This window comes from Dyadobacter sp. HNCC25DJ186 (genome assembly GCF_056895235.1).
This window is the reverse complement of record NZ_JBXHAS010000001.1, coordinates 1-23,688: the sequence shown is the minus strand read 5'-3', so window position 1 is coordinate 23,688 and position 23,688 is coordinate 1. Positions and strand designations below refer to the sequence as shown.

Here is a 23,688-nt window from a genome sequence, read left to right as displayed (position 1 = left end):
AATCTGACACCGCAAAAATATGCCTTTAAGAATTGTGTTTCAACCCTATACACTCCATTTTCGAATGGAAGCTGGTACTTCACGTGGGGTGCTGACACAAAAAACTTCATGGATTTTAAAAATAACGGATGAAGAGCAACCGGGTGTCATCGGGTTTGGCGAATGCGGACCGCTTCCTGGCCTGAGCGTTGACGATATTCCTGATTTTGGAGCGCAGTTAGCTGAGGTTTGCGAACTTTTCAATCAGCTGGACCTGGAAGTTTTTCCCTTCAATCTTTCCATTATTTTACAACAGGTCATCCCCGAGCATTTGCCGTCTGTGCGTTTTGGTATAGAAATGGCGTTGCTGGATTTCATGCATGGAGGGCAAAAAACGCAATACAAAAATGCGTTTTCGAAAGGTGAAAAAGGAATTCCAATGAACGGCCTGATCTGGATGGGATCATACGATCACATGGTTGGCCAGATTGAAGATAAGCTTGAACAGGGATATACCACACTAAAAATGAAAGTCGGTGCGATAGATTTTGATCAGGAATGCCGTATTTTAGATTCTGTCCGTTCCCGGTTCTCTGCTTCGGAAATTACGCTGCGGGTGGATGCCAACGGAGCCTTCAAGCCAGAAGACGTTGAGGAGAAGCTAAAACGTTTGTCTCAGTTTGATCTTCATTCCGTTGAGCAGCCGATACGTGCCGGACAAACTGATCTACTTGCTGAATTGTGTGTTTCGTCGCCCATAGCGATCGCACTCGACGAAGAGTTAATCGGTATTTCGGACTACCGGAAGAAGTTTGCGCTTTTAAAGAAAGTACAACCGCCATATATTATTTTAAAACCTACGTTACTGGGCGGTTTTCAGCATTGTAAAGAATGGATCGAAATCGCCTCGAGACTGTCCATAGGTTGGTGGATGACTTCTGCGCTTGAATCAAATATAGGTTTAAGTGCGATCGCCCAGTTCACCGCTGCTTATGACAACCAAATGCCCCAAGGCCTGGGCACAGGGCAACTTTATCATAATAATTTTGCATCACCGCTCAAAACGCATCGTGGTTATTTGTTTTACGATAAAGAACAAAAATGGGACCTTTCTTCGCTTGGTGATGCATGGAAATAGTGACTGCTAATTTGCCCAGTCTATTCCCTTTTTTAACAATGCCAGTGTTTTTGCCTCAACGGAACCTTCCTCAGGAATAAAATTATACTCCCAATTGGCCTGCGGCGGTAAGCTCATCAAAATAGATTCTGTCCGCCCATTGGTTTCCAGTCCAAATTTTGTCCCACGATCCCAAACGAGATTAAATTCAACATAACGTCCGCGACGAAGATACTGCCACTGTTTTTGCTGCTCCGTGAACTGTTCGTCGCGATGCTTTTTCATGAGGGAAGTATAAACCGGTGCAAAACTTTCTCCGATTTCCTTCACAAAAGCAAATAGTTGCTCTTTGGATAAATTGCTTCCATAACCCGCTTCATCCGGTTTCAGATAGTCAAAGAAAACTCCGCCAACGCCACGTGTTTCGTTTCTATGCTGAATAAAAAAATAATCGTCCGCCCAGGTTTTAAATTTTGAATAAAAGTCGGGATGATGTTTATCGCAAGCTGATTTTAATACGTTATGAAAGGTCGTCGCATCTTCCTCAATAACATAATGCGGCGTCAGGTCAATTCCTCCGCCAAACCAGCAGGTTCCATTGCTAAGCTCAAAATAGCGAACGTTCATGTGGATGATTGGCACATGCGGATTTTTCGGATGCATCACAATCGAAACGCCAGTCGCAGTAAAGTGAAAGTCGTCGGTATCATTCAGCTGCATTTGCTGACGAAGTCTTGGATGAACTTCACCCTTTACGCTGGAAAAATTTACGCCACCTTTTTCAATTACATTTCCGTTTTGAATAAGTCTGGTGCGTCCGCCGCCGCCGGAATGATGCTCCCAAAGGTCTTCCTTGAATTTCCCCAAACCGTCTTCGTTTTCTATGGCTGTGCAAATGTTATCCTGTAGTTGTTTGAAAAAGCCTTCTATATCTTCAACTGTCATTGTAAATCTGGAATTGTGCAGGGCGAAATTACGATAAATTTGAAAGCGCGATTACCGGTTTTTAAAATTGACAGCTCAGATCGTGCCAAAATTGTAGCAGGCGATTATTTTTCAATATAGGCCGGGTGCTGTGCAATTGATAAAATTCCGGCAGTTCCGACATTCCCGAGATACCGACGAGCGGCCACAACCGTGCGGGTTTCAAAATCATCAAAATTCGGAGCGTCTGGTTTCATACTGCTAATCCTGACATTTTCGGATGCATGAATAAATTCACCATCTCCAAGATACAGGGCTACATGTGTAACACGTGCGTCGGGCGATTTATTTTTCCCGCTTGCAAAAAATATCAGATCACCGGATTTCAGGTTTTTCAGTGCTTCATCAAGATTAAATCTGTCATTAGTTAATACAGTAATCTGTTCACCAGCCATCACTTGCTGAGAAGCATCACGGGGAATAATAATCCCGTTCATGAAAAACGCAGTTTTTGTAAACCCGCTGCAATCCACACCCTTCACAGAGGTACCGCCCCATAAATAAGGGACACCGATCATCGTTTTGGCAATATCTATAATCTGATCCGGGTTTGGTGAAGGCTTTTTTATCCATTGAATATAGTCAGTCATTTGTTCCTGCGGGATAAAGCCGGTTCTGCCATCAGGATAAATAACTTTGTAAAATCCTTTTTGCTTCCCGTCATTGACCAGAATGTCTCCCATAACAAGGTCAGAAACTCTTTGTGATTTCCGGTCCGGACGCACAAAGGCGTGACCATAATCGTCTACGAAAACAAGTTTGTCTGTTTGCTTCCAGCCATCCATTTCAGCAGCCGTTTTTAAGGTAATCGCTCCCGCATCCAGCCAGGAAATGTAACGATCCGGCGTACGGACGAGATAATAGTATCCATCCTTTTTTAAAATATCAAGAGGTGTGCCGAGTAATGCTTGCGTGGCAAGTTCAGCCGCATTTTTCGGATTTGACCGGATGTTGACAACAGAAAGATTGACGAGTGCATAGATTTTCTCACCCAAATTTTTTGCTGGCAATACATTAACCGGGATTTTAACTTTGCCCCCCGCTTTTACAAGAGAGTAAGAAAACTCCTCCGCTGCTTTGAGCTCTGTGGTTTCAAAATAATTATTACCAACACTATCCGCCATGATCGTGAAAATAGCAGTCCTTTTATCAGGCGCATACTCTTTTTTAACAGCCTCTGCGATGTCGAATATTTTCCTGACCGGAACAGAATCAGATGACATTTTTTGATTTTGCCCTTTTGAAATAACGGGTAAAAGAAATATGAAGAAAAGAAAGAATTTATAAGTGCTCATAAAATGTAATTAAGAGGAAAGCTAATACATACCGGAAAATAATACAAGTATCAAGAATTCTGACCTGCAAAATGGTAAGCGCTAGTGTTTGAATTTCTTTGGCGTCCTAAAAATTATAAAAAAACTCGTGAATAATTTTATGAATTAAGTACTTTGATATCAAGGGTTTTACATTGATAAATGGCGATTATTTCAGTTCTAATGATATTTATGAAGATATTACGGAACCATTGGATATAGATATTTGTCTAATATCCGCAGCCAACCGTGTGATTTAATCACCGGATATTTCTGCGCCGCTTTGGGGGCGACTGGAATTGACAGCGGGTTGGAGTTCTGTGTGTAAGCATGTCGGGAGCTGGGGGTACCTCCCGTAAATAATACCTTTCAAACAATAACTGGCGAAAATACTTACGCCATGGCTGCCTAATCCGGAGGATTTAGCAAATGCCATCATCCCTCCAACCTACGCACTGATGGTTGGGCTCCGGGGTGTCGCAAATCAGTGCTGGTTGGAATAGTAATACGGAAATCCAACGAGACCCTAGTATTTAAGGCCAAGACGCGGGTCCGCCGTGAACCTTGTCTGGCTCGAAAATTCAATCGCGGATAAGCATGTAGAAGGCGCAGGGTTTCCCTGTTCTGGACGAGGGTTCGAATCCCTCCGTCTCCACAAAATGCCGTTTCTGGTCTCAGGAGCGGCTTTTTTGATGTTCGGGACAAGTTTCGGGACAAAAAGCAATTATGACATGATTGAAAGTAACGAAAAGACAAATTACCGTTTTGCAGTTTTAAAGGATCGGAACGGCGACCTTTCAAAAGAATGGTATCTTGAATGGTATGTAAACACCCAGACAAGCAAAGTACCTGTTCGTAAACGGGTAAAAATTCCTCTAATGTACGCAACAGCTAAGGAAAGGAAAGCGTTTGCGAAAAAAGAAATTGAAAAGATTAACCGGCTGTTGGCTAAAAACCACGTATTCATCGACAAAAATTTCGTTTCTGTCTCTGAGTATGTAAAACCGGCACCTGATAACGCTTTACTATTTGAATCACTGTACAAACAGATTGAAGTTTCACAGCACTTACGCAAGAAAAGCGGCGGCTCCTATAAAAGTTCAATCAATGAGGCGAAACAATATTTCATTGATCTGGCAGAAAAACAAGATACGGTCTTTCAAGATCTGCCATTGGATACCCTGACCAAATCAGTAATTCTAAAAATCAGGGATTATTATATCACCAAGGGTAATGTAGCAGTGACTGCTAATAAAAAGGTTGATCAGCTGGAACGTATCTACATGCAGGTATTGGAGCGGCACGACAAAAAAGAAAATCCATTTGACGGAATCAAATCATTAGTAGAAACAGAAGTAAGTACAGCGAACATTGCATTTGAAAAAAAGGATCAGGCAACGCTGGAAAATTGGATGATGTTGAACGATCCTCAATTATTTGCTTTCACTAGGTTCATGTATTACGCTTTCATACGACCTAAGGAGCTTAGAAACTTAACTTTTGCTTTTGTAAACTGTGAAGCGTTTACAGTTACCATCCCAGGGGAACAGGCAAAAAATAGAAAAACCAGAAACATTCACGTAATTAATCCGCTCCGCCCATTCCTGAAAGATTCCGACGAAAAAAGGAAATTTGCATTTGGTAGCCGGTTGAATCCTTCATTAAAAAAAGCAGCGGAAAACCTGCCGTATAACCGGCATGTAGTTGCTCTTACAAAATGCGGTTTAAAGAATCAGGGTTATACGCTTTACTCCTGGCGACATACAGGAGCGGTTAATGCTTACCTGTCAGGGGTGGGAATAAGGGAATTGCAGAACATGTTTGGTCATTCATCACTTGAAGAAACGTCCAATTATTTAAAATCCCTTGGTATTAGGATTGATCCTAAAATAGAAACTTATAACTGGTAACAAAAGAGCCTGATCATTGATCAGGCTCTTTTGTTTAATTATTTGTATTCCATTTTGTTTCTCCATCAAAGAACTTTTCAGGCCAATCACGAGGTTCAGGTATCACGATAATTCTACTATAAATTTCAAGCAGATATTCTATTTTTTTTTCTGAAAATGAATCAAACTGTTCTTGTGTTACGGCTAACGGAATTTTGTTTTTTTCGAATGTTTCCGAATCATTTAAAACGGTTTGTTCGTCCGTATCCGTTGACAAAGGATTAGTGCCGTTTGGATTATATAACGGCTGAATTTTCAAATATGGATCAGCCATCGAAGATTGAGTAGGCCATTCTCTGTTTGATGAATTTTCCATAATTCAATTTTTACATTTTTGGGTTTTCCATTTTTGTTCTTTGGAATCATATAAATATTCTACGGTATTATAATCGGGCGGTTCTGGTAAAGGCATCCACGAACTAAATTCAATTTCAACTTTTATATCGGGTTCACAAAATTTACCATTTCTACGGTTCCAAAATGCCAGTTCAAAAGGTGCATAAGGCGAATCTGAATTTGTTGCAATTACAAAAAACCATTTTCCGTTTTTAGGTGCGCTTTCTTTCGGAAGTAAACCCGAAAGGAAAGATTCATTTAATGGCATCCAGTGATAAAAATCAACTTCCTCATTACAATCTTTCGCCGTAAAGATTGCACCGTTCCAAACTACCAGTTCCCAGGGTGCATAAATTGCCGGTGAATCCTGTTCAAGTACCAAGAACAAACTTCCGTCTTTTGGAGCTGATTCATTTGTTAGCCACATAGTATTTTTATTTAAAGTTCTGAAATTTGATCTTCAAAAACAATTGCTTTACCGGGACACATAGATATTTTCATCCTATGTTTCCAAATCTGAAAGGGCAAAAAAAATAGAGCGGTTCCAGAAGAACCGCTCTATAAAACTTTAACTCACTATCCGTATGCTCAATTTAAATTTTCTCTTTTGATATGCGTTCCGTTTCCGGCTACACGGTTTGTAACAATTCGCCCATTGGGAAAACTAACATCCAAGGTATGCCACAAATTATCAGCCCATGGATTCACATAATACCAGGCTATTTCCCCCCCATTGTGAATCGAATCAACCAGACCCCGATTTTGGCTACACGCGTTTACAAAATCGTCTGCATCACGGTTGGCCGCTTCAATCCATGCACCACCATCCAAACGGAAGGAAAGGAAATTTGTAGTTCCATTGTCTCCGATCTGTCCCCAAGTATCAGCGTACATTTGTAAACCGAACCTTGTTAAGTCCGTATTTCCATTGTAGCCGTAATACCCTACGCCGCCTGGCAACTGATGTGGAAAATCGGGATGAGATTGAAACTTGAAAACATCACCGTTTTCACCACCATTGTAATTAGGGTTTGGCGAACTTCTTTTGTATTCGTTTGATCCGTTCGCTTTCCATAATGTAGGCTCAAATGTGAACTTGTCAAATATCCTACCTCTGTTCGTTTTCCCCGCTCCGCCCCACTGAACCAGAACACGTCCGTAAATTTGGCTAAAAATTACTGATGACGTAAGCGTATTAGGGTCTAACGGAATCTTACCTTGTGCAAAATATTCTCCATCAGGATATTTTGCCATAAACATATTGTTCGGCCTCCATTCATGTTCACCAGCAAGGAATACCCCGCTTTCGTAACCCATGTGACGGAACAACTTTAATTTGTATCCCAAATCAAAAAGCTGACGTTGCTGAATATCGGGAGCACTAAGATAGACAGCCTCCATGATCAAGTTTGTTCCAGACAAGGAACCTCCCGGACTAAAATTCGTATGTTCGAGTTGATCAAGCGGCTTTCTGAAATTCTCCTTTGATACTTGGTCTGATACCTGCCCCAAATGGTAACTTGTCGGCCAAAACTGGAAGTAGTTGTAACAAACCAATGCAGGAATTCCTTTATCAATAAACTTACGTTTTTGAATTGCCCTGATACCATCATAGAATCTTTTCAACCATTGTGATTCCGGTGGAATTGCGTGTGATTGTTCCTGAGTTTCCCCGATCTTCAAAGCGTCACATAATCCCTCGTATCTCTGTATCATTGCGTCAACCTGCGCATCACTTGGATTGTTCGGCAATGGATTCCCAAATATTGTGAAGGATGTCGGAACGTCATCATACGTCAAACCGGCCTCTTTCATTTGTACCGCAATCGATTCACTACCTCCGGGTCTTGGTATCTCATGGTGCCTGATATGGGTAACGCCTTTTTGCATCACCAGATCCATAGACCAATCACTCCGGCTAAGTACAACGAAATGACCTTTCGGTAATTTAAGATCAGGAACAATGTCAGCCCATTGCGGCATTTGCAAATCCGGATTGTAGTTTGATGGAATTATATTTTTAAATCCAGACTGAGCACCACCATAAGCAGCTGATTGAACGGCGGCTGATGAGTTTTCAGAAAAACTTTGTCCTGCATTTTGGTCATAATATCCGTTATCCGGCTCACCTTGTCCGGGCCATTGGTTAATCGACGTAACACTTTTCTTTACATTAAATTTCACTATCCTGAAACCAGCGTTCCTGGCTACCGGATAATTCGTCAACGGTGCATCTTGTCTTATCACCTGACCACCTACGATATACATACGGTTATGGTCTGGCAATAATTGATTTTCAGTATGATCTGTGATATAATCAATATCACCTTCCGTCCTACGTGTGATCCGCATGTGTTCATCCATGCCGGTAGTGATAATTTTCAAATTCACTGAACCCGGATCAGAATTGTCAGGCGGGGAAATTGTTCCTCCCGTTCCGGTTTTTGTTCCAGAGTTTCCGGTATTGGTGCCGGTTCCCGGCGTTGTCGTTGTAGTTCTTTTTTTACGGACAATGATGTAAATAATGACAGCACCGATCACAAAGAAAACAATCTTCCGGTTTTTCTTATCCTTCCAAAACTTACCGGCTTTCTTCTTAACCTCGGTCAGCTTGCGTTTTACCTTTACTGGAATTTTCATGATGATTTGATATAGTTTTTATTTACTCACTTATTCACCCTGAATAGTCCGGGTAATGGTGAATATTATTTTAGCCGTGCCTGTGCCGTCAAAGGTTCCACCAATTGCATTTAATCGAATGGCACGGTTTGCCGCGGCTGGTAAGTCCGTTATTGATAAATTATTTGTAGTTGTTCCCGCTGTTAATGCAGAACTTGGCAAAAAATCAGTAGCACCACTTGTACTGCCTAAGGCTATACCCGTAATTCCATTTGTTGCCCCAAATGGTGTAATTACTACTAATGAAGCACTTTGAACAGTCCATCCAAGCGGCACATTAATAGTGGCAAGTACAGAGCTTACCGAAGTCGGTGCCGGTATAATTTGGCTCCGGGTCCAAGTTTCTTTTTTGAGAACTCCTTCCTGATATGTTTCAAGCGCGTTACTAATGTCACGTACCCTAACCTGGTTATTATTAACATTATCGGCTGTACTTAAAGTGATACGACCTTTCTTGGTACTGAAAAATGAATCATTTGAAATCAGCCGCCAACCTTTTATGGTAATGTCGTATTTATTATTTTTCGCGTTTTGTCTGCCAATCGGAACAGTTGACCCCACACTATTAACATTCAGGTGAAAAACCGCATCATTTGTTTGGGTGTGATTCAATAACGTCACATCGTATTGTATATCATTATTATCACCATTGGCCGCAAATGAACAACTTGTCCCGACGAAATCATCTAAGAATACTTTAACATTTTTAAATGAAACCAAACTACCCCGGCTAATTTGACCAATAGGAAAAACACGGGGTAAAGGATTCAAATCTATTATAGTCACATTGGAAACTTCCAACCTGCTGAAAGGAGGAGTTGTTGATTCATCATCACTTGGAAATCTCATTGCCATGTAATCAATCCCAGCGGGGAAAATTCCGGAATTATAGACCGCATAAACGTTTTTTATAGATATGTTTTGTGATCCGTTTATAATGTCTGCAAACCCATCTTTTCTATATGATGTATATCCATCAATATTTATTCGATCCCCTTTAACTTTCAAGCTATTGCAATAGCCGCTATCGGTCGGCCTGGCTGTCGTTAATCCTACCGAAATACCATGATCAAAAACATTTTGTATGGTAAGCCTTTCATTTTCATCATTCATATAAATCAAATGGGGCGGGGACATCCAGTAACTGTTGGCACTATCATAATTATAACCACCAACAAATGTCCCGTCAGCGTTTTGCGCGTCAGCATATCTTTTACTGACCAGATCAGAAATTAAAATATCTTTACCGCCTCCCTGAATTCCCATTATCACGCCGTCAAACTCAACATTTTTAAAGCTGATATTACTACAATGCGTGTAGTTGTCAGCGGTAGTTGAATTCACGGTTGAATTAGCCGGTCGTTCTCGGATCAGTTTGAACGCCCACACAATAAATTTATCCGGGGTCGTTCCCGTTGCAATCAGCTTTGTATTTTTGAACTCAATGTTTTCAGCACCTTTCAGCATAAACATTGCCCATGAAGAAGCATAAGTAAGTGCGCGCGGATTGTAGGCACCCGTAAATACAACGCCTCTTTTTTCAGTTAGAAAAGTCTTGTAGACCGTATTGGTAAATCTGCTTCCTTTCGTTTCAGTCGTTGATCCTTCAACATATCCATACTGTGCCGCGTCATATTGTCCATTGAAATAAATGGTAATATCAAACGAACAGTTTTTTGACAGAGGGAAAACAAATGCAGGTATGTACCTATTATTAACCGTTAAACTACCTAATCCACGACCAACAATGTGCGTATTATCATCTATAAAAACCGGCTTATTGATATCATCCTGAATGTTTATAAATAAAGGTTTTTCTACTACAACCAGAATCTTAGAGGTTGACGCACACTTCAACGTTTTAACAAATGCTGTTCTATCATCTGCAATTCCGTTCATTACTGCACCGAATGCAGCCGGGGAAATTTCAGTAATACCGTTCAGGATTACATTTCCATCACCTGAAAACAATTGCTGAAAACGTTCATTGATACCTGATTGAATTGTTAAAGTTGCGCCTGCACTGATATTGAAAACAGCACCGCCCTGGAAATCAATTTTAATATTGGCAGGGATAGACCGGTTTGACGTTACTGGAATTGTTTTATTTAAAATAATCGTTTGAGGCTGTGAACCGGCCATTGCGATCAATTTAAAAAAGCTTGATTCCAGATTATCGGTGATCCACTTGGAATTCAAAAAACCTTCTGTCTGCCTTATGTACCTTTTGCTGCCAACACGGATAACAGAAACGCTGTCATCCAGTGAAGTAATATTTGCCGGGTCATACTTAAATATTCCTGTTTTGTCCCTATCGGTAATTTGAACAATAGACGCTGTATCAGCCTTACCTGCACGTAAATCAGAAATTGAAACAAATGGAACCCTGTTTACAGCCAAATTTGCAATATCAGAAAACGCCTTTCTAAAATCACCCGGTGTAATGGCACGAATCGTATTGTCCTTAATTTCGGAAATACTTTTTCGTGTTCTTTGTTCAGGTGTAAGCGTATCGGTTTGCGCATATCCGCTCAGGAATGCAAAGGAAAATAACAGGAGTGAAAATAACTTTTTCATGGAATGGATTGAATGTGAATGATCCGGAAAAACAGACGTTTTTATCTGTGGTCGATGAATTATGCGTACGGTGAATTTTCTAATGCGGTAAGCCTTTGGTTGACTGTTGAGTAATCAGCCGCGGCCAAACTGTTTTTGTTTTGCTCTGAAAGTTTCAAATATTCTTCTCGTGTCAGATATTTATCCTTGTCACGCTTCCTGACATACGCATCATACAATACGAACAGCAAGAATATAATTACAACGTCCTTCATGACTTTTTCCCGGTTAGTTGATCAATGCTTGATTTAATGCTGGCACCGGATACACAAATCAAAATACCTGCAATAGCTTTCAGCCCAAAACCATCAATATGAATTCCCGTAAGGCTTGCGTAGTATTCCACCAGATTTGCAAAAACCAGATAAATGGTATACTTAATCATCGTATTGACAAATTCAGGTAAAAATTTCCAATTAAATACACCGGCTACCTTTGCCTGAAAAATGCCAAAAATCGCATTGATTATTACGGCCAGATACACCAATAAAAAGAAAGTGAAGTTTTCAAATAGGAAAATCATAAGTCGGTTTCGTTAAAGAGTGCTTTTTGTTTTAGGTTGATATTTTCAAGCCTGAGCCTTTCGGTTTCAAGTTCCAGTTGCCCAATTCTTAAACTTTGTTCTAGCTGAACTTTTTTCAATTCGTCGTACAACGCTTTCCAGTGCTGAATTACAAGTCCGTCCGTTTCCGTTTCGATCTTTCGAACATCAGCACCGTTTTTTCTTAATTGTGTTATGTAATCGAATAATTTTACGCCTACACCACCACCAAATGCACTAAAAGTAATTTCAAGGAAGTCAGCCACATTTTACAAAGTAATGATTAGGACTAGTACCGCTACTTCTCCGATTGTTCGGAGCACACCGAAAACTTTACGCTTTCGCTTTTCTTTCCGGGTCTGCTTTTGGGCTGTGAGCTTTTCTGCTCTTTCAAACTTTACTGTTTCAGTCAGATCACCTACTTTTTCATTAAGCAGCACATTTTGACCTTTTATCAGATCACAGATTTTCAAGTCTCTGTTTATCTCAGGAATGATTGAAAAGGAAAACGCTTTCTGTTCATCGCTCAGGGTATCGGCTTTTGTAACGCTGCCGCAATTCCCTGAGTGACCCATCAACAGTAGTGTCAGAATTATTGCGGACTGAATCAATAGCTTGAAAGTTTTCATGTAGTGCTTTATTTAACTTTTGTTGAGTGACATTTTCGTAGATGATTGTTCCAGGGCAGTCACACCTTTTATTTTTCAATGAAAGTGTCAGAAAGAATACTCCTATCATCAGAGAAGTAAGCACCACCAGGCATCCGGCAATTATTTTATTTACCATTTCTGTATCTGTAAATCAGAATGAGAACCAACACAATCCACAGCCATGTATAATTCGATGAAACCGTTCCGTTTCGATAAATTTCCATTTCTTCACGTCTACGGTTAACAAGTCCGGCAACCTGAACCTTAACACCGTCGACCGTCGAGTAAACCCACCGATACCATTGAATCTGAACAGCATCTATATCATTTGGATCATCATTGATCACCGTCCGCAACTGTGAATTTTGGAACGCGCCTGCTCCGGCATTGTAACAGAAAGAAACCAGCGCATCAAACTGACCTTGTTTCAGATCAGAGGAAACAAGCCGATTCACAGCCGCCGCCGCCACACCTACATGATAGCTCAGCAATTGTACCGCTCTGGCTTCTGTGATCACGTCGGTACTTTTTATCTTTGAACCTGATTCATAAGTTTCAGCCCCGTACCCAATTGTCCAGTTGCTGCCGGGTAATGGTTGGTAAGCTTTCAGCCTTAATTTTTCACGGTCTTTTATATAGGCAAGTCCCGCCGTACTGATCTGCATGTTTGCCATAATTCTACTCAGTAATAACCTGCCTGTTTGTTTCCCAGAGTGTGTTCACGTATTCTGCGAACTTCATACCGGCAAGTCGTTTTTGTAAATCCTTGGTAAGACTGGCACCGTCATACGCACTTTTATAAGCAATTTTAACGGCGTCGTAATTGGTTGTATTTTGTGCCAGATAAATATGAAGCGGTACGCCTTCGTATACAAAATCATCCTGAGACATTACTAAATCACGATATCCCTCTAAAACGAAATCAGAGCTTACCTCAATCGTCTTGGTTTTGCCTTTTCCAAATAACAGGTACAAAACGAATCCGACAACAGCCGCAATTCCTAATTTCTTGTTCCGGTCCTGATCCTGTTTATTCTGATTGGTACTTGCCATGCTCGTAAATGTTAAATTCTCTTTTCCGTCTGGTAACTAATCCATTCGTTTTTTTTCCACCGGAATACACATATTTGTTCCACCACTTACCGACTGTTTCAAAATTGTTTGGATCATCATTGATGACCGTCCGCAACGTGTAACTTTTGAATTTTACAGGACCAAAATTGAACAGGAAAGAAACCAACGCATCATACTGATATTGATTCAATGGCTTTTTTACTAATACGGTGATCCAGCTTTCTGCGTGTTTGATATGGATATTAAAAAGCCTTTCAGCCTTTTCTATCGTAATAACATCACCTTGCTTTACCGGGGTATTGTCTTCGTAATAGGTTGCCCCGGTGCCGATTGTCCAAACGCCTGCGGTATCCTTATAAGCTTTTAACCTAAAACCTTCAACCTCCTTGATAAAGGTTTTTATATTTTCGCTTGCTGTCATTCCGGCGTTACATCAGAGGCCAAAACCAAACCCTGATTTGTCAGTAAGATGAATGTTGTCCATGTTACCAGATAATACAGTTTTGAAACTCCGTTGACAGTTACTTTATAGGCTCCCAGCTTTTTCCCGACTGGCTCGCCTGCTTTTACGCGTCTTACAATCTGTGATGAATTGGTGTCATTGTAAACCACCGTGTCACGAACAGCAACATAATCCACATCAGCAACGGAACCGGGAATTGGAGCGGCTGTTGGTATGGTTTGCGCCCGGCGTATCCATTCCAGATATTTTTTTGCTGTCAGCTCTTTTTCCAGACGTTCGTACATAATTTCATTGTACAGTCTGTTGTATGCAATGTTAACAGCCGGTAAGTCTGAAATCTGGTCTGCAATAATCATCAGGTCATTGCTGAAAGTTCCATCAATATCAACCATTAAACTGATTCCTGATGGGTTACAGGCTTGTCTGATACCAATTGCATAATTGGTGTTAGGATCAGTTCCGGCCTGCGAATACTGGTCAGCGGCCCGCTGCTTTCTTAGTTTTCCGGTAAGAACCAAATACACGATTAGTCCAATAAAAAAATACAGGATTATTTTCAGGTTTGCGTCTGAAATCTTGAAATTTGGTGTAATGCTTACAGGAGACATACTTTGATATTTTAGGATCCATCACAGACAATTTCGTCTATGCTTCCGGACGTGTTTTCGTTATGAAAAAATTTGTTTTATTTTCCCCATTAATGCGAATTGTTCCATCATTCCCATTTCTTTTTTACCTGAGTTTTGCTCAATCATATCTTTGAACAAAGCAATATTTTCAGGTAGAAACAGCTTCTGATAAATATGGGGGAAAGCGCCTATAACTTCTGTTAAAGTTTCGAGAGCCGTTACGGTATTATCAAGGTCAACCACTTCTACGGAAGTCATTGCAAATGCTTGAAAAGCTTTAAATAAATCCGCTTCTGTTCTGTTTATTTGGGCCGGCTGTACAGCTGGCAATGATATTACTTTTGACTTAGCCATGATTTGAGAATTTATAAGTGAGTTGGAAGTTTTATTTTATCTTTTAAGGAACCCGGACATTGAATGTAAACCGCTCATCAGATTAGGCAGTTTTTCAGCTACATCTGAAATCCGGTCAAATGCTGTTTCGTCGTTTTCGTCGTCGTCGTCGTTCAAATCCTTTAATGATTGAGCGAGTGCGGTAACATCTTTTTGTAAGTCTGAAATTTTACATTCAATGTCTTTTCTCCATTGATTCATTTCAAATTCACGTAAGGCGGCTTCTTTCGCTTTATCGAAAAGTGCCTGCGGATCGTAATTATGCTGTTGAGACATACTACGGTTTACGGGTGCGGAAACTTCCGGTTTTATGTCAAACCTGAATGCCATTGCAGCCGCTTGTTTTGATTTGCCCTTATAGGCTTTGAGTAAATATTTGCCTGGCTGTTGGAGTATGATTATTTTTTTAAAACGTTCAATCCCTTCGTCAACGCTTTCATTATCTGAATCGTAGGAAGAAACTTTTTCATCATCACCCCGAAATAGCATCCATTGATTAAATGCCTCTGTTTCTAACCAGTTTATTGCGCTATCCGTGTTCATGAGTTATTATTTTGGAAGTGAAAAAGACAGGTAGTGTATTACTAAAAACACTACCTGTTTTTATATAGATCAGCCGCTACTAGCTGATTTTTTTGCGTCTTTCCTGCTCTTTGTTCTTTGCAGCAACTTGCGCGTTGTATTCCTTGATTTTCTTTTCGTACGTGTCCCATTTTGATTGGGCCGCGTTAAGAGTTGGTTTTTTAGGTTTGCTCATTTTTTTCATTGAGACTTTTGCCTTTGCCATGGATTCCAGAAATTTAGAGATTGAATAAATTAATTATGGGAGAACCGGGACTTACTTTAATGCCCGGCCTGATCGGTATTTTATGAACGGCGCGCCGTTTTCATTTTTTTCTTAGGACGGATCACACCGGTAAGATTCCAGAAACCGAACAGCTCACCAGCTACCAGAATGATCAAACCAATGATCAGCGGGTTTTTGGTTGCGTACGTTGTCGCCTCGGTGATGTACTCAGAAATGGTTTTTGCAGAGCTGTTGATTACAACTGTCGAACCATCACCAGATTTTGCGCCTGTAATTGGCGTTCCTGTTTCTCCTTTGTATTCAGCAATATCTGAACCTTTCAAAGAGTAAAAAGCCTGTGACGTGTAAAGGCGCGGCAAGTTCGCTCCGTTGTCGATGATCACGTATCCATCAGCATCAAGAACTCCGTCCGGTGCTTTGTCAGCCATTTTCGACAAATCGATATTTGAGGAAATGGTTGCAGAATTTCCGGCAAGATATGCTTGCATTCCTGAACGGGACATAAAAACCCATTTTTCAACCGGAACACCGCCTATGGTTACGGTTGCCTTATGCGTTAAGAAATCAGTTCCACCGCTTGTTTTCGCACTGTACACAACTGCTACGCCTAGCAATCCGGTGAATGTACCTACGTTATACTGAACATTTGCCATTGTAATATTTGGTTATTGGTGATTTGGATACAAAATTGATTTTAGAAAAAAACAGGTCTTTTAAGCCGCCTGCATGAATTAAGCTACATTCACAAAATCAAGAGGTAAGCCCCATGTTTGGCAGTAAAATATTCTCATAAGCCATTTCAGAACTTCATATTCTGAACCAACCTCATGCGTTTCAATTCTTACTTCCGGGAAACCCTGAATCAAGGCAGTGATGACAATTGTCTTAACTTCGGGCACCTGCTGAACGGCTGGTTCTTCCTCTGGCACTTGCGGAACTTCTGGTTCTGGTTCCGGGTCTTGCGGAACTTCTGGCTCCGGGTCTTGCGGAACTTCTGGCTCCGGCTCCGGATCCTGTGGAACTTCTGGCTCCGGCTCCGGGTCTTGCGGAGCTTCTGGTTCTGGCTCCGGGTCTTGCGGAACTTCTGGCTCCGGCTCCGGGTCCTGTGGAACTTCTGGCTCCGGCTCCGGGTCCTGCGGAACTTCTGGTTCCTGATTTTGTGGAACTTCCGGGTCTTGTTCCGGATCCACTTCCGCATTCAGCGGTATTACTTTCGATTTAGCTCTTGCCATAAATTAAAGAAGATTTAAAATTTTGGATAACCCGGCAATGTTGATTTTTACAACGCCTTCTAATTTCACTGATACAGGAAATTCCAGGTTATCAGAAATTACAATTTCCTGTTCTTGTTCCTGATCGTTTTCATTCACAGATTCCGTGTAGAACCGGTCCCATCCGTCAGGATTGTCTACTTTCAGCGATCCGTTTGAATTTTTAGGCAATGACGATTCAGACAGATAAGAACTTCGAACCTCATTCAACTGTGCTTTATCAATCGAAATGTGCGCTTTTGCTTCTGCAATGGGCAGATAGTGAAAATTACCATCCTGCCAGATGTTTGCAAGTGCATAGCCGCCATTACTGGACAATTCGTAGATTACGCCGGTGCCGCTTTGGCCTTTTATCCAGCCTACTGATTTTTCAACTTTCATTTTTTCCCTTGGGATTGAATAGGCTGCTTGCCTGTGAATAAAAGGAATCCGACCATCGCAATTAGGGCGATTATCAAAATATTATTGTTTCCTGCCAATTGGACATTTGTTCCTCCGTTTGGCAATGTTGTTACTGTTGGGTAATTGCTTGAACCGTTACCTTTTATCCCATTTGGGAACAGGGCTGAAATCACTCCGGGAATTGCTGAAATTACCCCGCCCAACCAACCAGAACCGGAACCCGTACCTGATCCACTTGCAGAAATCACTTTTCCCGTATCAGGATCAATTTGATTGCCACTATTATCAAAATACTTAATGGCCGTTACGTCTTCTTCCATTATTTAATCAGTTTGGGTATTGGAACTTTGATTATCGTATTGATTGGGATTGCAAGCAATTCCGCAAAAATGTTTCCTACAAACCTAAAATCAAGTGATGCACCGGCTTTCAGAATATCAGGAATAAGACTGATCAGCGCATCCAGCGGAACGACAACATTTGCAAGAATTGTAGAATCCGTACCGGCTTGAATTGTACTTGCAATATTTCCGTAAGCCGTACCGATCGGGTAGTTTTCAATCTGTATCTGAATGTTGTACCGTTGCAGCCTGATTGGTGTTCCGGTTGGGTTTGTGATCACCACCGGCTGATTCCACATAACAGCACCATTACTGATCCTGATGTTTTGCGGCAAAAGGTAACGAACCATTAAGGCGTTAGCGGCCTGCACTTTTTTAGAGTAATACCAGATCAAACCAAGTGCGATAAATACCAGTGTTTTAGTTTGCATCCTTTCGATTCTTTTTAATTATCACGAACAAAACCAGTATTCCCAAAACGGTGAGCTGTGTTTTCTTGTCGGATAATAGTTTTATAAATAATTGCTGATACCAGGGTAATTTATTTTTAATAATAACCGTCTGCTTATCCGGTTTTATTAACTCCAATGTTTTCAAATTCAGGACAGACCCATTTGCAAACTCAACCGTTTGCCCGGCCTTGTCATAACTTACCGCCTGACCGTTACTTGCATCATAATACTGCCCTCCTGTTTTCTGCCAGAGAATTTCCCCGCTTTTGTACACTACTATTCCGTTATCAGGATCATAGGTGTAAATTGGTTTGTTCAAGTTAAATAGTGGGCTTTCAGGATTGAACGGACTATCCGGCTGAACGCTATCATCCGTGATTGGCGGGTACATCCGTGTTATTATCTTATTCCAATCCTTAGAGCCTTTACTATCATATATTTCCTTTATCCACATCAGAATCGATTGTTCATCCATGTAGACGTTATTGTTGTCTCCTGCGTGGTATCCCTGCTTTTCCGTATAGGGGTTAACGCCTTTTGTTTTTGAAATTAGCGATAACGCAAGAATATCAGTCCAGTGTAATTGGGTGTAAAAATCTTTCCAGTTTACACCGGAAATGGCTTGTACCATTTTAAACCAAGTTTCCAGAACTTCCGGGCTTTGCTCAAAAATCCACTCATCCAACTTTTGAATGTTGGTTCCGGTAATTTCAATCAACCCATTTTTGTCAAACTTTCCAGAGACCGGAGATGGATTAAAAAAGAGTGACGTATTATTATAAACGTTCCTTCCCGTTCCGCTTACGCTTGCAGGTATTAACGTCTTAACATTAATCGTTACCATCTTTCGGTTTGTTACTTTTTGGCTTAAAAATCAAGAAAAGCAAACCACCTATCAAAGCGTAGGTTACAAGCGGCGTTACTGTACCAGCCTGTGTTTCAGTTTCCGGTTTTGATGTTGGAAACAGCATATTTTTTAACCGGTCCTGTTCTTCCTTCGTTAAAAAAATTGTTGCCTTTCCTTCCTCCCTTGCTTTTTTAGCCTTTTCAAGAAATTCAGTTAAATCCACTTTAAAAGGAAGTCCATTTACTACAATAGCATTTCCAGAAGTCGACGAACTACCGGAATCATTTCCACCAGTCGAACCGTTATTATCTTCAACATAAATCGAAGGTTCAGCCATTATTTCTATTTTTTAGTTTTGGCAGAATGTATTTTATAAACACCGTTGCCGCCAATGCCAGTATTAAATAGGTATTTGTATTGTCATTTGTTGCCGCTACAATTGGGGTATTGATAGCATTATTCGGATCATTCAAAGGAGAATCAACTCCTTTGTCCCAAAACCCGGTAACTTCCTCAGACTTAACCCAACTTTTTAAAGGGTTCAAACTGTCAAATGCTTTGCGAGGCCATGGTGGAATAACTCTGAACTGAAAAACCCACGAAACCAAATAGGTTACTTTACCATCATCACTTTTACCAGTCTCACCGGTAAAAATACCAACTTCCTGCCCGGCCAATTTTTCTGGTATCCTTATGCCACCTCTTAAACCATTTCCGGGGGGAATTACTTTTTTACATGCAGAATCAGAGTAATAAAACAGTCTGACTTTTGCACTTATTTTGTCACCAATTCCGGGAATAGCTGCCATATTATTTTTTTATTATAATCAAAACCAAGATCAACAAAATGATGAATGGCGTTAACCGGATTATGAATAATTCTTTCTCGTAGTCTTTTTTATATTCTCCAACCTTTACAGCTTCATTGATACGTAACTGAGCAGCAGCAATAATTTTATTTATTTCCTTGGTGTTCTGTTTTGTTTCAAACTTTGAAATAAACGAACTCCCTAAAATCAGAACTCCTCCTACAATCTGAGTAACACCAACAGGTATCGAAGCCAATACCGCCCCACCTGCCGCGACTAAACTAGATGTACCTGTTGAAGCTGAAACCCCGGTTAATGTTCCGTTTTGAAAAACTGCCCCTAATCGTTCAGCCTGTTTACACAGATATATAATTTCAGCCTGATATTGGAGCAGTGAATTATTGGTCCTTTCAATTTGAACTATCAACCAAGCCTTCCGATCAGTGGTTTTCTCGTACAGTTCGTTTGCTGTGCGGAAAAAATCAGGTGAAAGGTTTATATCTGCCATTTTTTAAGCTTTCATAAGAAAATATAGAAATATTATTGCGATGATTACTAATACCATGTTTTTATCTTATTTAAGACACTTTCATAACTCGTATAGGACTTTGATATACAATGATAACAGAAAGCTTGCCACAGTTCAAAATTGGCATTATCTTGCATACAGTTTCAAGCAGTTCTATACAGCACCATACAAAACCCGCCAATAAATGGACTTTCTTAGTAAAGCTGATTTATCCAACATGTACGGATGTACACACCCGGAACAATTTGCCAGATTAATAGGTGAATTAGGGCAACAAGCACTTGGTTGGAGTAGGGGAAAACAGCGATTTACACCATTGCAGGTTAGGAAATTGCACCAGATCATCGGAAAACCTTTGTCAAAAGAAGAGAAATATGCCTGATTCCTACATTTTCAGACATTTTTAACCACCATATACAGGGGGTTTCATAGGGGGATTTACTATCTGATTATCCAGGGGGATTTAACAGACCATTACATAACGAAAAAAACCACGGCCAATGGCCGTGGTTTTTTTCGTTAGAATCTAAAATAATTACTTAATAAGTCAGTTTCTGAGACGAACACTTTCGCCCAATAATATTGATGGATCCTGACCACGTTGAAGGAGAAAACGCGTTTATTTCTTTTGCTTCGAACTTGTGAACTCCCTCAGTTAATCCGATTAAAGTTGCAGTAGATTCAGAACCGCAGTTCGGTATTCCGTTGGCATAATATCCGGTAATCTTTCCGGCTAATTTACCGTCAACCGTTACTTCTATTTCTTTATTCTTCATCGATTGCATCCAGAACATGACAGATCCAGTTATATTATTAATTACTATTTTTCCAGTAGTTACTGTCTGTCCTCCTTTACCTTTTGCGGATAGCGTTACAGTATAGGTTCCGTTTTTATCATAAGTGTAAGACGGCGTTCTGTCAAAGGATTTACCACCGTCCCCAAAATCCCACGTGTACGAATCGGCGTTCGCTGTTGAAATATTAAATAACACGTTACCTTCTTTATTTTGAACCGGTGTAAAATTGGCCGTTGGTTCCGGGATTACTTCATCTTTCGAGCAGGCAGAAATTTGAAATATGATCATTGCTGCAAAAATATACTTTTTCATTTTATTCATCGGATAGTTGAGTTTTTGGAAAGATATATAAAAGGCGCGCTTATTTCAAAATCTTCTTTATTAACCGGTCAAGAATTCAGCAAAGTGAATGCAGTTAAAATTCACTGCATCGTATTCCCTTTCCTTAGCTTCTTTGTACCGTTCGTAAATTACTGACTTGATAGCGCCGGTATGTCTTACATATTTGAACTCCCGGTTTTGAAGAAAATCTGAAAGTGTATCCATTCTTACATTTTTAAAAGGCGTACAATGAATAACACTTATTACACTTCCTTCAATCACCACCACACCAAAATGTTCGATAAAAGGCAAATCGGTTTCTGTGATAATAATATCGCCTGTTTTGACATTGATTCTTCTTACTTGCGGGACCATATAGACAATTTTAACTGTGACAATTTTTATTTTAATTCAACCGGTTAATTCACATGTGACATTTTAGGAAACCTTCACCGCTGCATAGTCACTTTAACGATCGCGTACAGATATATTCATCTATGGAGGATCTACTCGTAATCTATTTTAATAGTCAGTTCTTTTACTCCAATGATTCTTAATCCTAAAAACCAAGCTTCAACAAAACCTCCAATATCATTGGTTAATTTAGAACTTATGGTTTCTTGCAGCATATTTGATTCTGTAAGCCTATCCGGATAAATGGTTACTAAACTATCTTTTCCATTAACTCCTCGGTACATTCCTTTAATACTTCCATCTTTATAAACCGACCAGGTCCCGAAGGTTGCAAAGGGCTGTTCGATTTTTACAACTTTCATTATAATTACAGGAAGAGTATTTTAAATTAAGCTGCATACAGCTCTTTGAACATTTCAGTATAGTAATTTGAATATGCATCGTACATTGTGGGGCTGTACATTTTCAAGACATCTTTTTGATGAAATTCCAACGGTATGATCGTACCACCAAAATTTCTGAATTGCTCACCTGCCCTTGAAGTGGCCCTGTCTATTTCTTCTTTGGAAACATACTTTTCTTCCAAAAACTGTATATAAGCAGATTCATAATAACCCTCCAAAACCTTCGATGTCCTTTTCTCCGTTGATTCTATAATCGGTTCATACTTTGTAATCATTTTATCAAAAACAACTTCTCCAAAAACATTTGTATAGTTTTGAGCAACTTGGTATTTTCTGTTTCTTAAAGAGAATGTTGTTGTGTTAAGCATTGCCATAGATGAAATAGTTACCTGCATAGGTTTAACAAGATCAGAATGCAGCTTTTGAGAACATCCCCAGGTGCGGCCACGCAACCGGCGTGTTTCAAATTTCACTATAATTGGCCGGCGTGACTTAGAAACTGTTTCAACCTGTAATCCTTCAATAGTTTCAATTTGTTCAATCACTTCTGAATCAATAAAATAATGTCCATTTTCTTCAACCAGTGTTTCCCCCGGAAGTAGGTTTGGTTGATTAATCGGCGGCTCTTTCGTCATATACTTGGAAACATAAGCAGTAAGTTTTTTAATGTTCTGAATAGCGTGAATCTTGGTTGTCGGAGGATTTCTCCAATTGTCTGAAACCCCGTTGTTGTATGCTTTCAGCTGCCTTTTCTTTTCATTATTCACAGCATCACCATAATTAAAAGTCTGTTTCATTTTCTGGCAATACTTCCGGACTTCCTGAACTTTTGAATTCAACATATCCTTACGGACATAAAAACATGTTTTCCCATACTGTGTTTTGTCCATGTAAATTGCATTTTGAATATTTCTAAACCGGGTAACATATCCCAGGCTTTCACAGAAATGATTCCAAACCTTTTGAGTAGTAACAGCAGGCACCGCACGATCCAGTATCACATGAAAGTGTATGTTTCCGTTTTTCTGAGTTTCAGCGCAATACAGGTAATTTTTAACTCCGTATCCCGAATACCCTCTTTTCTTGTCTCCTGTAAGCCACTCAATGAAACGTCCGAAAATATCCCGGCGAATGTCCAGATCACAATGAAACTGTTTTGATGGCAAAGTAAGTGTCAAAAATGTCGGGTAAATCTCCTGAGAAGGAAACGAAGCAGGAAACGCCATGGACGTATTCATTTGAATTGCAGTCAAGAAATTTTCAATTATTCCTCTGACTTTTCTACGCGTCGCCGGGGACATGTATCCGTTGTATTGGCCGCTTGCACCTTTTTCCAAATTTTTCAAGCTGTTCAAATTATCCTGCCCTTTTTCAAACTTCATTATGGATTGGTTCCCGTTTTCGTCATAGCTGTAAACGATGGGTTTTTTCTGAATAATTACGGAATGCGGTTTCAGCTTTGCGTAACGCTGGAATTCGTATTCAACAAAAGTTTTAGGAGCAGGAGCGGTAAGAAATTGAGCAGCTTGCATTGAAAGAATTTAAAGGGGTGGATAATAGTGAAAGTGCT

The 23,688-nt window shown here is 40.3% G+C and carries 33 protein-coding genes and 1 other RNA gene; 4 read left to right on the top strand and 30 right to left on the bottom strand.

Annotated elements, in window-relative coordinates:
* Positions 1-19: 19 nt before the first annotated feature.
* Positions 20-1,117, top strand: a complete 1,098-nt coding sequence (locus tag AC1XUO_RS00170; RefSeq protein ID WP_483327741.1) for an o-succinylbenzoate synthase — start codon at positions 20-22, stop codon at positions 1,115-1,117.
* 6 nt (positions 1,118-1,123) lie between these two features.
* Here AC1XUO_RS00170 and hemF read toward each other — a convergent pair whose 3' ends face one another.
* A complete protein-coding gene (hemF, locus tag AC1XUO_RS00165; protein ID WP_483327740.1) occupies positions 1,124-2,041 on the bottom strand; it encodes an oxygen-dependent coproporphyrinogen oxidase in 918 nt (305 codons plus the stop codon).
* Between the two features lie 104 nt (positions 2,042-2,145).
* Positions 2,146-3,375: a C40 family peptidase gene (locus AC1XUO_RS00160; protein WP_483327739.1), complete on the bottom strand. Its 1,230-nt coding sequence runs from the start codon at positions 3,373-3,375 to the stop codon at positions 2,146-2,148.
* Positions 3,376-3,678: 303 nt separating this feature from the next.
* Between AC1XUO_RS00160 and ssrA the strand changes: the two genes are divergently transcribed.
* Positions 3,679-4,051, top strand: a transfer-messenger RNA (tmRNA) gene (gene ssrA, locus AC1XUO_RS00155).
* Position 4,052: 1 nt separating this feature from the next.
* Positions 4,053-5,303 carry a tyrosine-type recombinase/integrase gene (locus AC1XUO_RS00150; protein WP_483327738.1) on the top strand — a complete coding sequence of 417 codons (1,251 nt, stop codon included), beginning with the start codon at positions 4,053-4,055 and terminating at the stop codon, positions 5,301-5,303.
* Between the two features lie 34 nt (positions 5,304-5,337).
* On the opposite strand, the gene AC1XUO_RS00145 is transcribed toward AC1XUO_RS00150, so the two are convergent.
* From AC1XUO_RS00145 to AC1XUO_RS00030, 24 genes are all read right to left on the bottom strand, one after another.
* Positions 5,338-5,658 (bottom strand): hypothetical protein, encoded by a 321-nt coding sequence (locus AC1XUO_RS00145; protein ID WP_483327737.1) that lies wholly within the window; start codon positions 5,656-5,658, stop codon positions 5,338-5,340.
* 3 nt (positions 5,659-5,661) lie between these two features.
* The gene (locus AC1XUO_RS00140; RefSeq protein WP_483327736.1) at positions 5,662-6,105 is read right to left on the bottom strand and encodes a hypothetical protein; all 444 of its coding nucleotides are present in this window, start codon (positions 6,103-6,105) and stop codon (positions 5,662-5,664) included.
* 161 nt (positions 6,106-6,266) lie between these two features.
* On the bottom strand, positions 6,267-8,318 hold the full coding sequence (locus AC1XUO_RS00135) for a hypothetical protein (RefSeq protein WP_483327735.1): 2,052 nt from the start codon (positions 8,316-8,318) through the stop codon (positions 6,267-6,269).
* Positions 8,319-8,348: 30 nt separating this feature from the next.
* On the bottom strand, positions 8,349-10,934 hold the full coding sequence (locus AC1XUO_RS00130) for a hypothetical protein (RefSeq protein ID WP_483327734.1): 2,586 nt from the start codon (positions 10,932-10,934) through the stop codon (positions 8,349-8,351).
* 59 nt (positions 10,935-10,993) lie between these two features.
* Entirely contained in the window at positions 10,994-11,188 is a 195-nt protein-coding gene (locus tag AC1XUO_RS00125; RefSeq protein ID WP_483327733.1) for a hypothetical protein, read from the bottom strand.
* Complete coding sequence (locus tag AC1XUO_RS00120; protein WP_483327732.1) at positions 11,185-11,496, bottom strand: hypothetical protein; 312 nt, start codon at positions 11,494-11,496, stop codon at positions 11,185-11,187. The genes AC1XUO_RS00125 and AC1XUO_RS00120 overlap by 4 nt, the downstream gene beginning before the upstream one ends.
* Positions 11,493-11,780, bottom strand: a complete 288-nt coding sequence (locus tag AC1XUO_RS00115; protein ID WP_483327731.1) for a hypothetical protein — start codon at positions 11,778-11,780, stop codon at positions 11,493-11,495. Before AC1XUO_RS00115 ends, AC1XUO_RS00120 begins: the two co-directional genes overlap by 4 nt.
* Positions 11,781-11,783: 3 nt before the next feature.
* On the bottom strand, positions 11,784-12,143 hold the full coding sequence (locus AC1XUO_RS00110; RefSeq protein ID WP_483327730.1) for a hypothetical protein: 360 nt from the start codon (positions 12,141-12,143) through the stop codon (positions 11,784-11,786).
* A gap of 146 nt (positions 12,144-12,289) precedes the next feature.
* On the bottom strand, positions 12,290-12,838 hold the full coding sequence (locus AC1XUO_RS00105; protein ID WP_483327729.1) for a lysozyme: 549 nt from the start codon (positions 12,836-12,838) through the stop codon (positions 12,290-12,292).
* A 4-nt stretch (positions 12,839-12,842) separates the two neighbouring features.
* Positions 12,843-13,217, bottom strand: a complete 375-nt coding sequence (locus tag AC1XUO_RS00100; protein ID WP_483327728.1) for a hypothetical protein — start codon at positions 13,215-13,217, stop codon at positions 12,843-12,845.
* Positions 13,195-13,659, bottom strand: a complete 465-nt coding sequence (locus AC1XUO_RS00095; RefSeq protein WP_483327727.1) for a lysozyme — start codon at positions 13,657-13,659, stop codon at positions 13,195-13,197. The genes AC1XUO_RS00100 and AC1XUO_RS00095 overlap by 23 nt, the downstream gene beginning before the upstream one ends.
* The gene (locus AC1XUO_RS00090) at positions 13,656-14,309 is read right to left on the bottom strand and encodes a hypothetical protein (protein ID WP_483327726.1); all 654 of its coding nucleotides are present in this window, start codon (positions 14,307-14,309) and stop codon (positions 13,656-13,658) included. Before AC1XUO_RS00090 ends, AC1XUO_RS00095 begins: the two co-directional genes overlap by 4 nt.
* Before the next feature lie 60 nt (positions 14,310-14,369).
* Positions 14,370-14,684: a hypothetical protein gene (locus AC1XUO_RS00085; protein ID WP_483327725.1), complete on the bottom strand. Its 315-nt coding sequence runs from the start codon at positions 14,682-14,684 to the stop codon at positions 14,370-14,372.
* A 36-nt stretch (positions 14,685-14,720) separates the two neighbouring features.
* On the bottom strand, positions 14,721-15,266 hold the full coding sequence (locus tag AC1XUO_RS00080) for a hypothetical protein (protein WP_483327724.1): 546 nt from the start codon (positions 15,264-15,266) through the stop codon (positions 14,721-14,723).
* 79 nt (positions 15,267-15,345) lie between these two features.
* Positions 15,346-15,510: a hypothetical protein gene (locus AC1XUO_RS00075; RefSeq protein ID WP_483327723.1), complete on the bottom strand. Its 165-nt coding sequence runs from the start codon at positions 15,508-15,510 to the stop codon at positions 15,346-15,348.
* Positions 15,511-15,590: 80 nt separating this feature from the next.
* A complete protein-coding gene (locus tag AC1XUO_RS00070) occupies positions 15,591-16,184 on the bottom strand; it encodes a hypothetical protein (RefSeq protein WP_483327722.1) in 594 nt (197 codons plus the stop codon).
* A gap of 78 nt (positions 16,185-16,262) precedes the next feature.
* Positions 16,263-16,763: a hypothetical protein gene (locus AC1XUO_RS00065; RefSeq protein ID WP_483327721.1), complete on the bottom strand. Its 501-nt coding sequence runs from the start codon at positions 16,761-16,763 to the stop codon at positions 16,263-16,265.
* Between the two features lie 3 nt (positions 16,764-16,766).
* Positions 16,767-17,183 carry a hypothetical protein gene (locus AC1XUO_RS00060; protein WP_483327720.1) on the bottom strand — a complete coding sequence of 139 codons (417 nt, stop codon included), beginning with the start codon at positions 17,181-17,183 and terminating at the stop codon, positions 16,767-16,769.
* On the bottom strand, positions 17,180-17,524 hold the full coding sequence (locus tag AC1XUO_RS00055; protein ID WP_483327719.1) for a hypothetical protein: 345 nt from the start codon (positions 17,522-17,524) through the stop codon (positions 17,180-17,182). Before AC1XUO_RS00055 ends, AC1XUO_RS00060 begins: the two co-directional genes overlap by 4 nt.
* Positions 17,524-17,976, bottom strand: coding sequence for a hypothetical protein (locus AC1XUO_RS00050; RefSeq protein WP_483327718.1), 453 nt, complete (start codon positions 17,974-17,976; stop codon positions 17,524-17,526). The genes AC1XUO_RS00055 and AC1XUO_RS00050 overlap by 1 nt, the downstream gene beginning before the upstream one ends.
* Positions 17,966-18,841: a hypothetical protein gene (locus AC1XUO_RS00045; RefSeq protein WP_483327717.1), complete on the bottom strand. Its 876-nt coding sequence runs from the start codon at positions 18,839-18,841 to the stop codon at positions 17,966-17,968. Before AC1XUO_RS00045 ends, AC1XUO_RS00050 begins: the two co-directional genes overlap by 11 nt.
* Positions 18,828-19,181, bottom strand: coding sequence for a hypothetical protein (locus AC1XUO_RS00040; protein WP_483327716.1), 354 nt, complete (start codon positions 19,179-19,181; stop codon positions 18,828-18,830). Before AC1XUO_RS00040 ends, AC1XUO_RS00045 begins: the two co-directional genes overlap by 14 nt.
* Positions 19,174-19,653 carry a hypothetical protein gene (locus tag AC1XUO_RS00035; protein WP_483327715.1) on the bottom strand — a complete coding sequence of 160 codons (480 nt, stop codon included), beginning with the start codon at positions 19,651-19,653 and terminating at the stop codon, positions 19,174-19,176. Before AC1XUO_RS00035 ends, AC1XUO_RS00040 begins: the two co-directional genes overlap by 8 nt.
* 1 nt (position 19,654) lies before the next feature.
* Positions 19,655-20,161: a hypothetical protein gene (locus AC1XUO_RS00030; protein ID WP_483327714.1), complete on the bottom strand. Its 507-nt coding sequence runs from the start codon at positions 20,159-20,161 to the stop codon at positions 19,655-19,657.
* Between the two features lie 205 nt (positions 20,162-20,366).
* On the opposite strand from AC1XUO_RS00030, the gene AC1XUO_RS00025 reads away from it, so the two are divergent.
* Entirely contained in the window at positions 20,367-20,564 is a 198-nt protein-coding gene (locus AC1XUO_RS00025) for a hypothetical protein (RefSeq protein ID WP_483327713.1), read from the top strand.
* A 157-nt stretch (positions 20,565-20,721) separates the two neighbouring features.
* Here AC1XUO_RS00025 and AC1XUO_RS00020 read toward each other — a convergent pair whose 3' ends face one another.
* The 4 genes from AC1XUO_RS00020 to AC1XUO_RS00005 all read right to left on the bottom strand — a co-directional run bounded on the left by AC1XUO_RS00020 (position 20,722) and on the right by AC1XUO_RS00005 (position 23,650).
* Positions 20,722-21,291 (bottom strand): PKD domain-containing protein, encoded by a 570-nt coding sequence (locus AC1XUO_RS00020; RefSeq protein ID WP_483327712.1) that lies wholly within the window; start codon positions 21,289-21,291, stop codon positions 20,722-20,724.
* Between the two features lie 69 nt (positions 21,292-21,360).
* Positions 21,361-21,675 (bottom strand): hypothetical protein, encoded by a 315-nt coding sequence (locus AC1XUO_RS00015; protein ID WP_483327711.1) that lies wholly within the window; start codon positions 21,673-21,675, stop codon positions 21,361-21,363.
* 131 nt (positions 21,676-21,806) lie between these two features.
* The gene (locus AC1XUO_RS00010) at positions 21,807-22,076 is read right to left on the bottom strand and encodes a hypothetical protein (protein WP_483327710.1); all 270 of its coding nucleotides are present in this window, start codon (positions 22,074-22,076) and stop codon (positions 21,807-21,809) included.
* 26 nt (positions 22,077-22,102) lie between these two features.
* Positions 22,103-23,650 carry a rolling circle replication-associated protein gene (locus AC1XUO_RS00005; protein ID WP_483327709.1) on the bottom strand — a complete coding sequence of 516 codons (1,548 nt, stop codon included), beginning with the start codon at positions 23,648-23,650 and terminating at the stop codon, positions 22,103-22,105.
* Between the last annotated feature and the right edge of the window lie 38 nt (positions 23,651-23,688).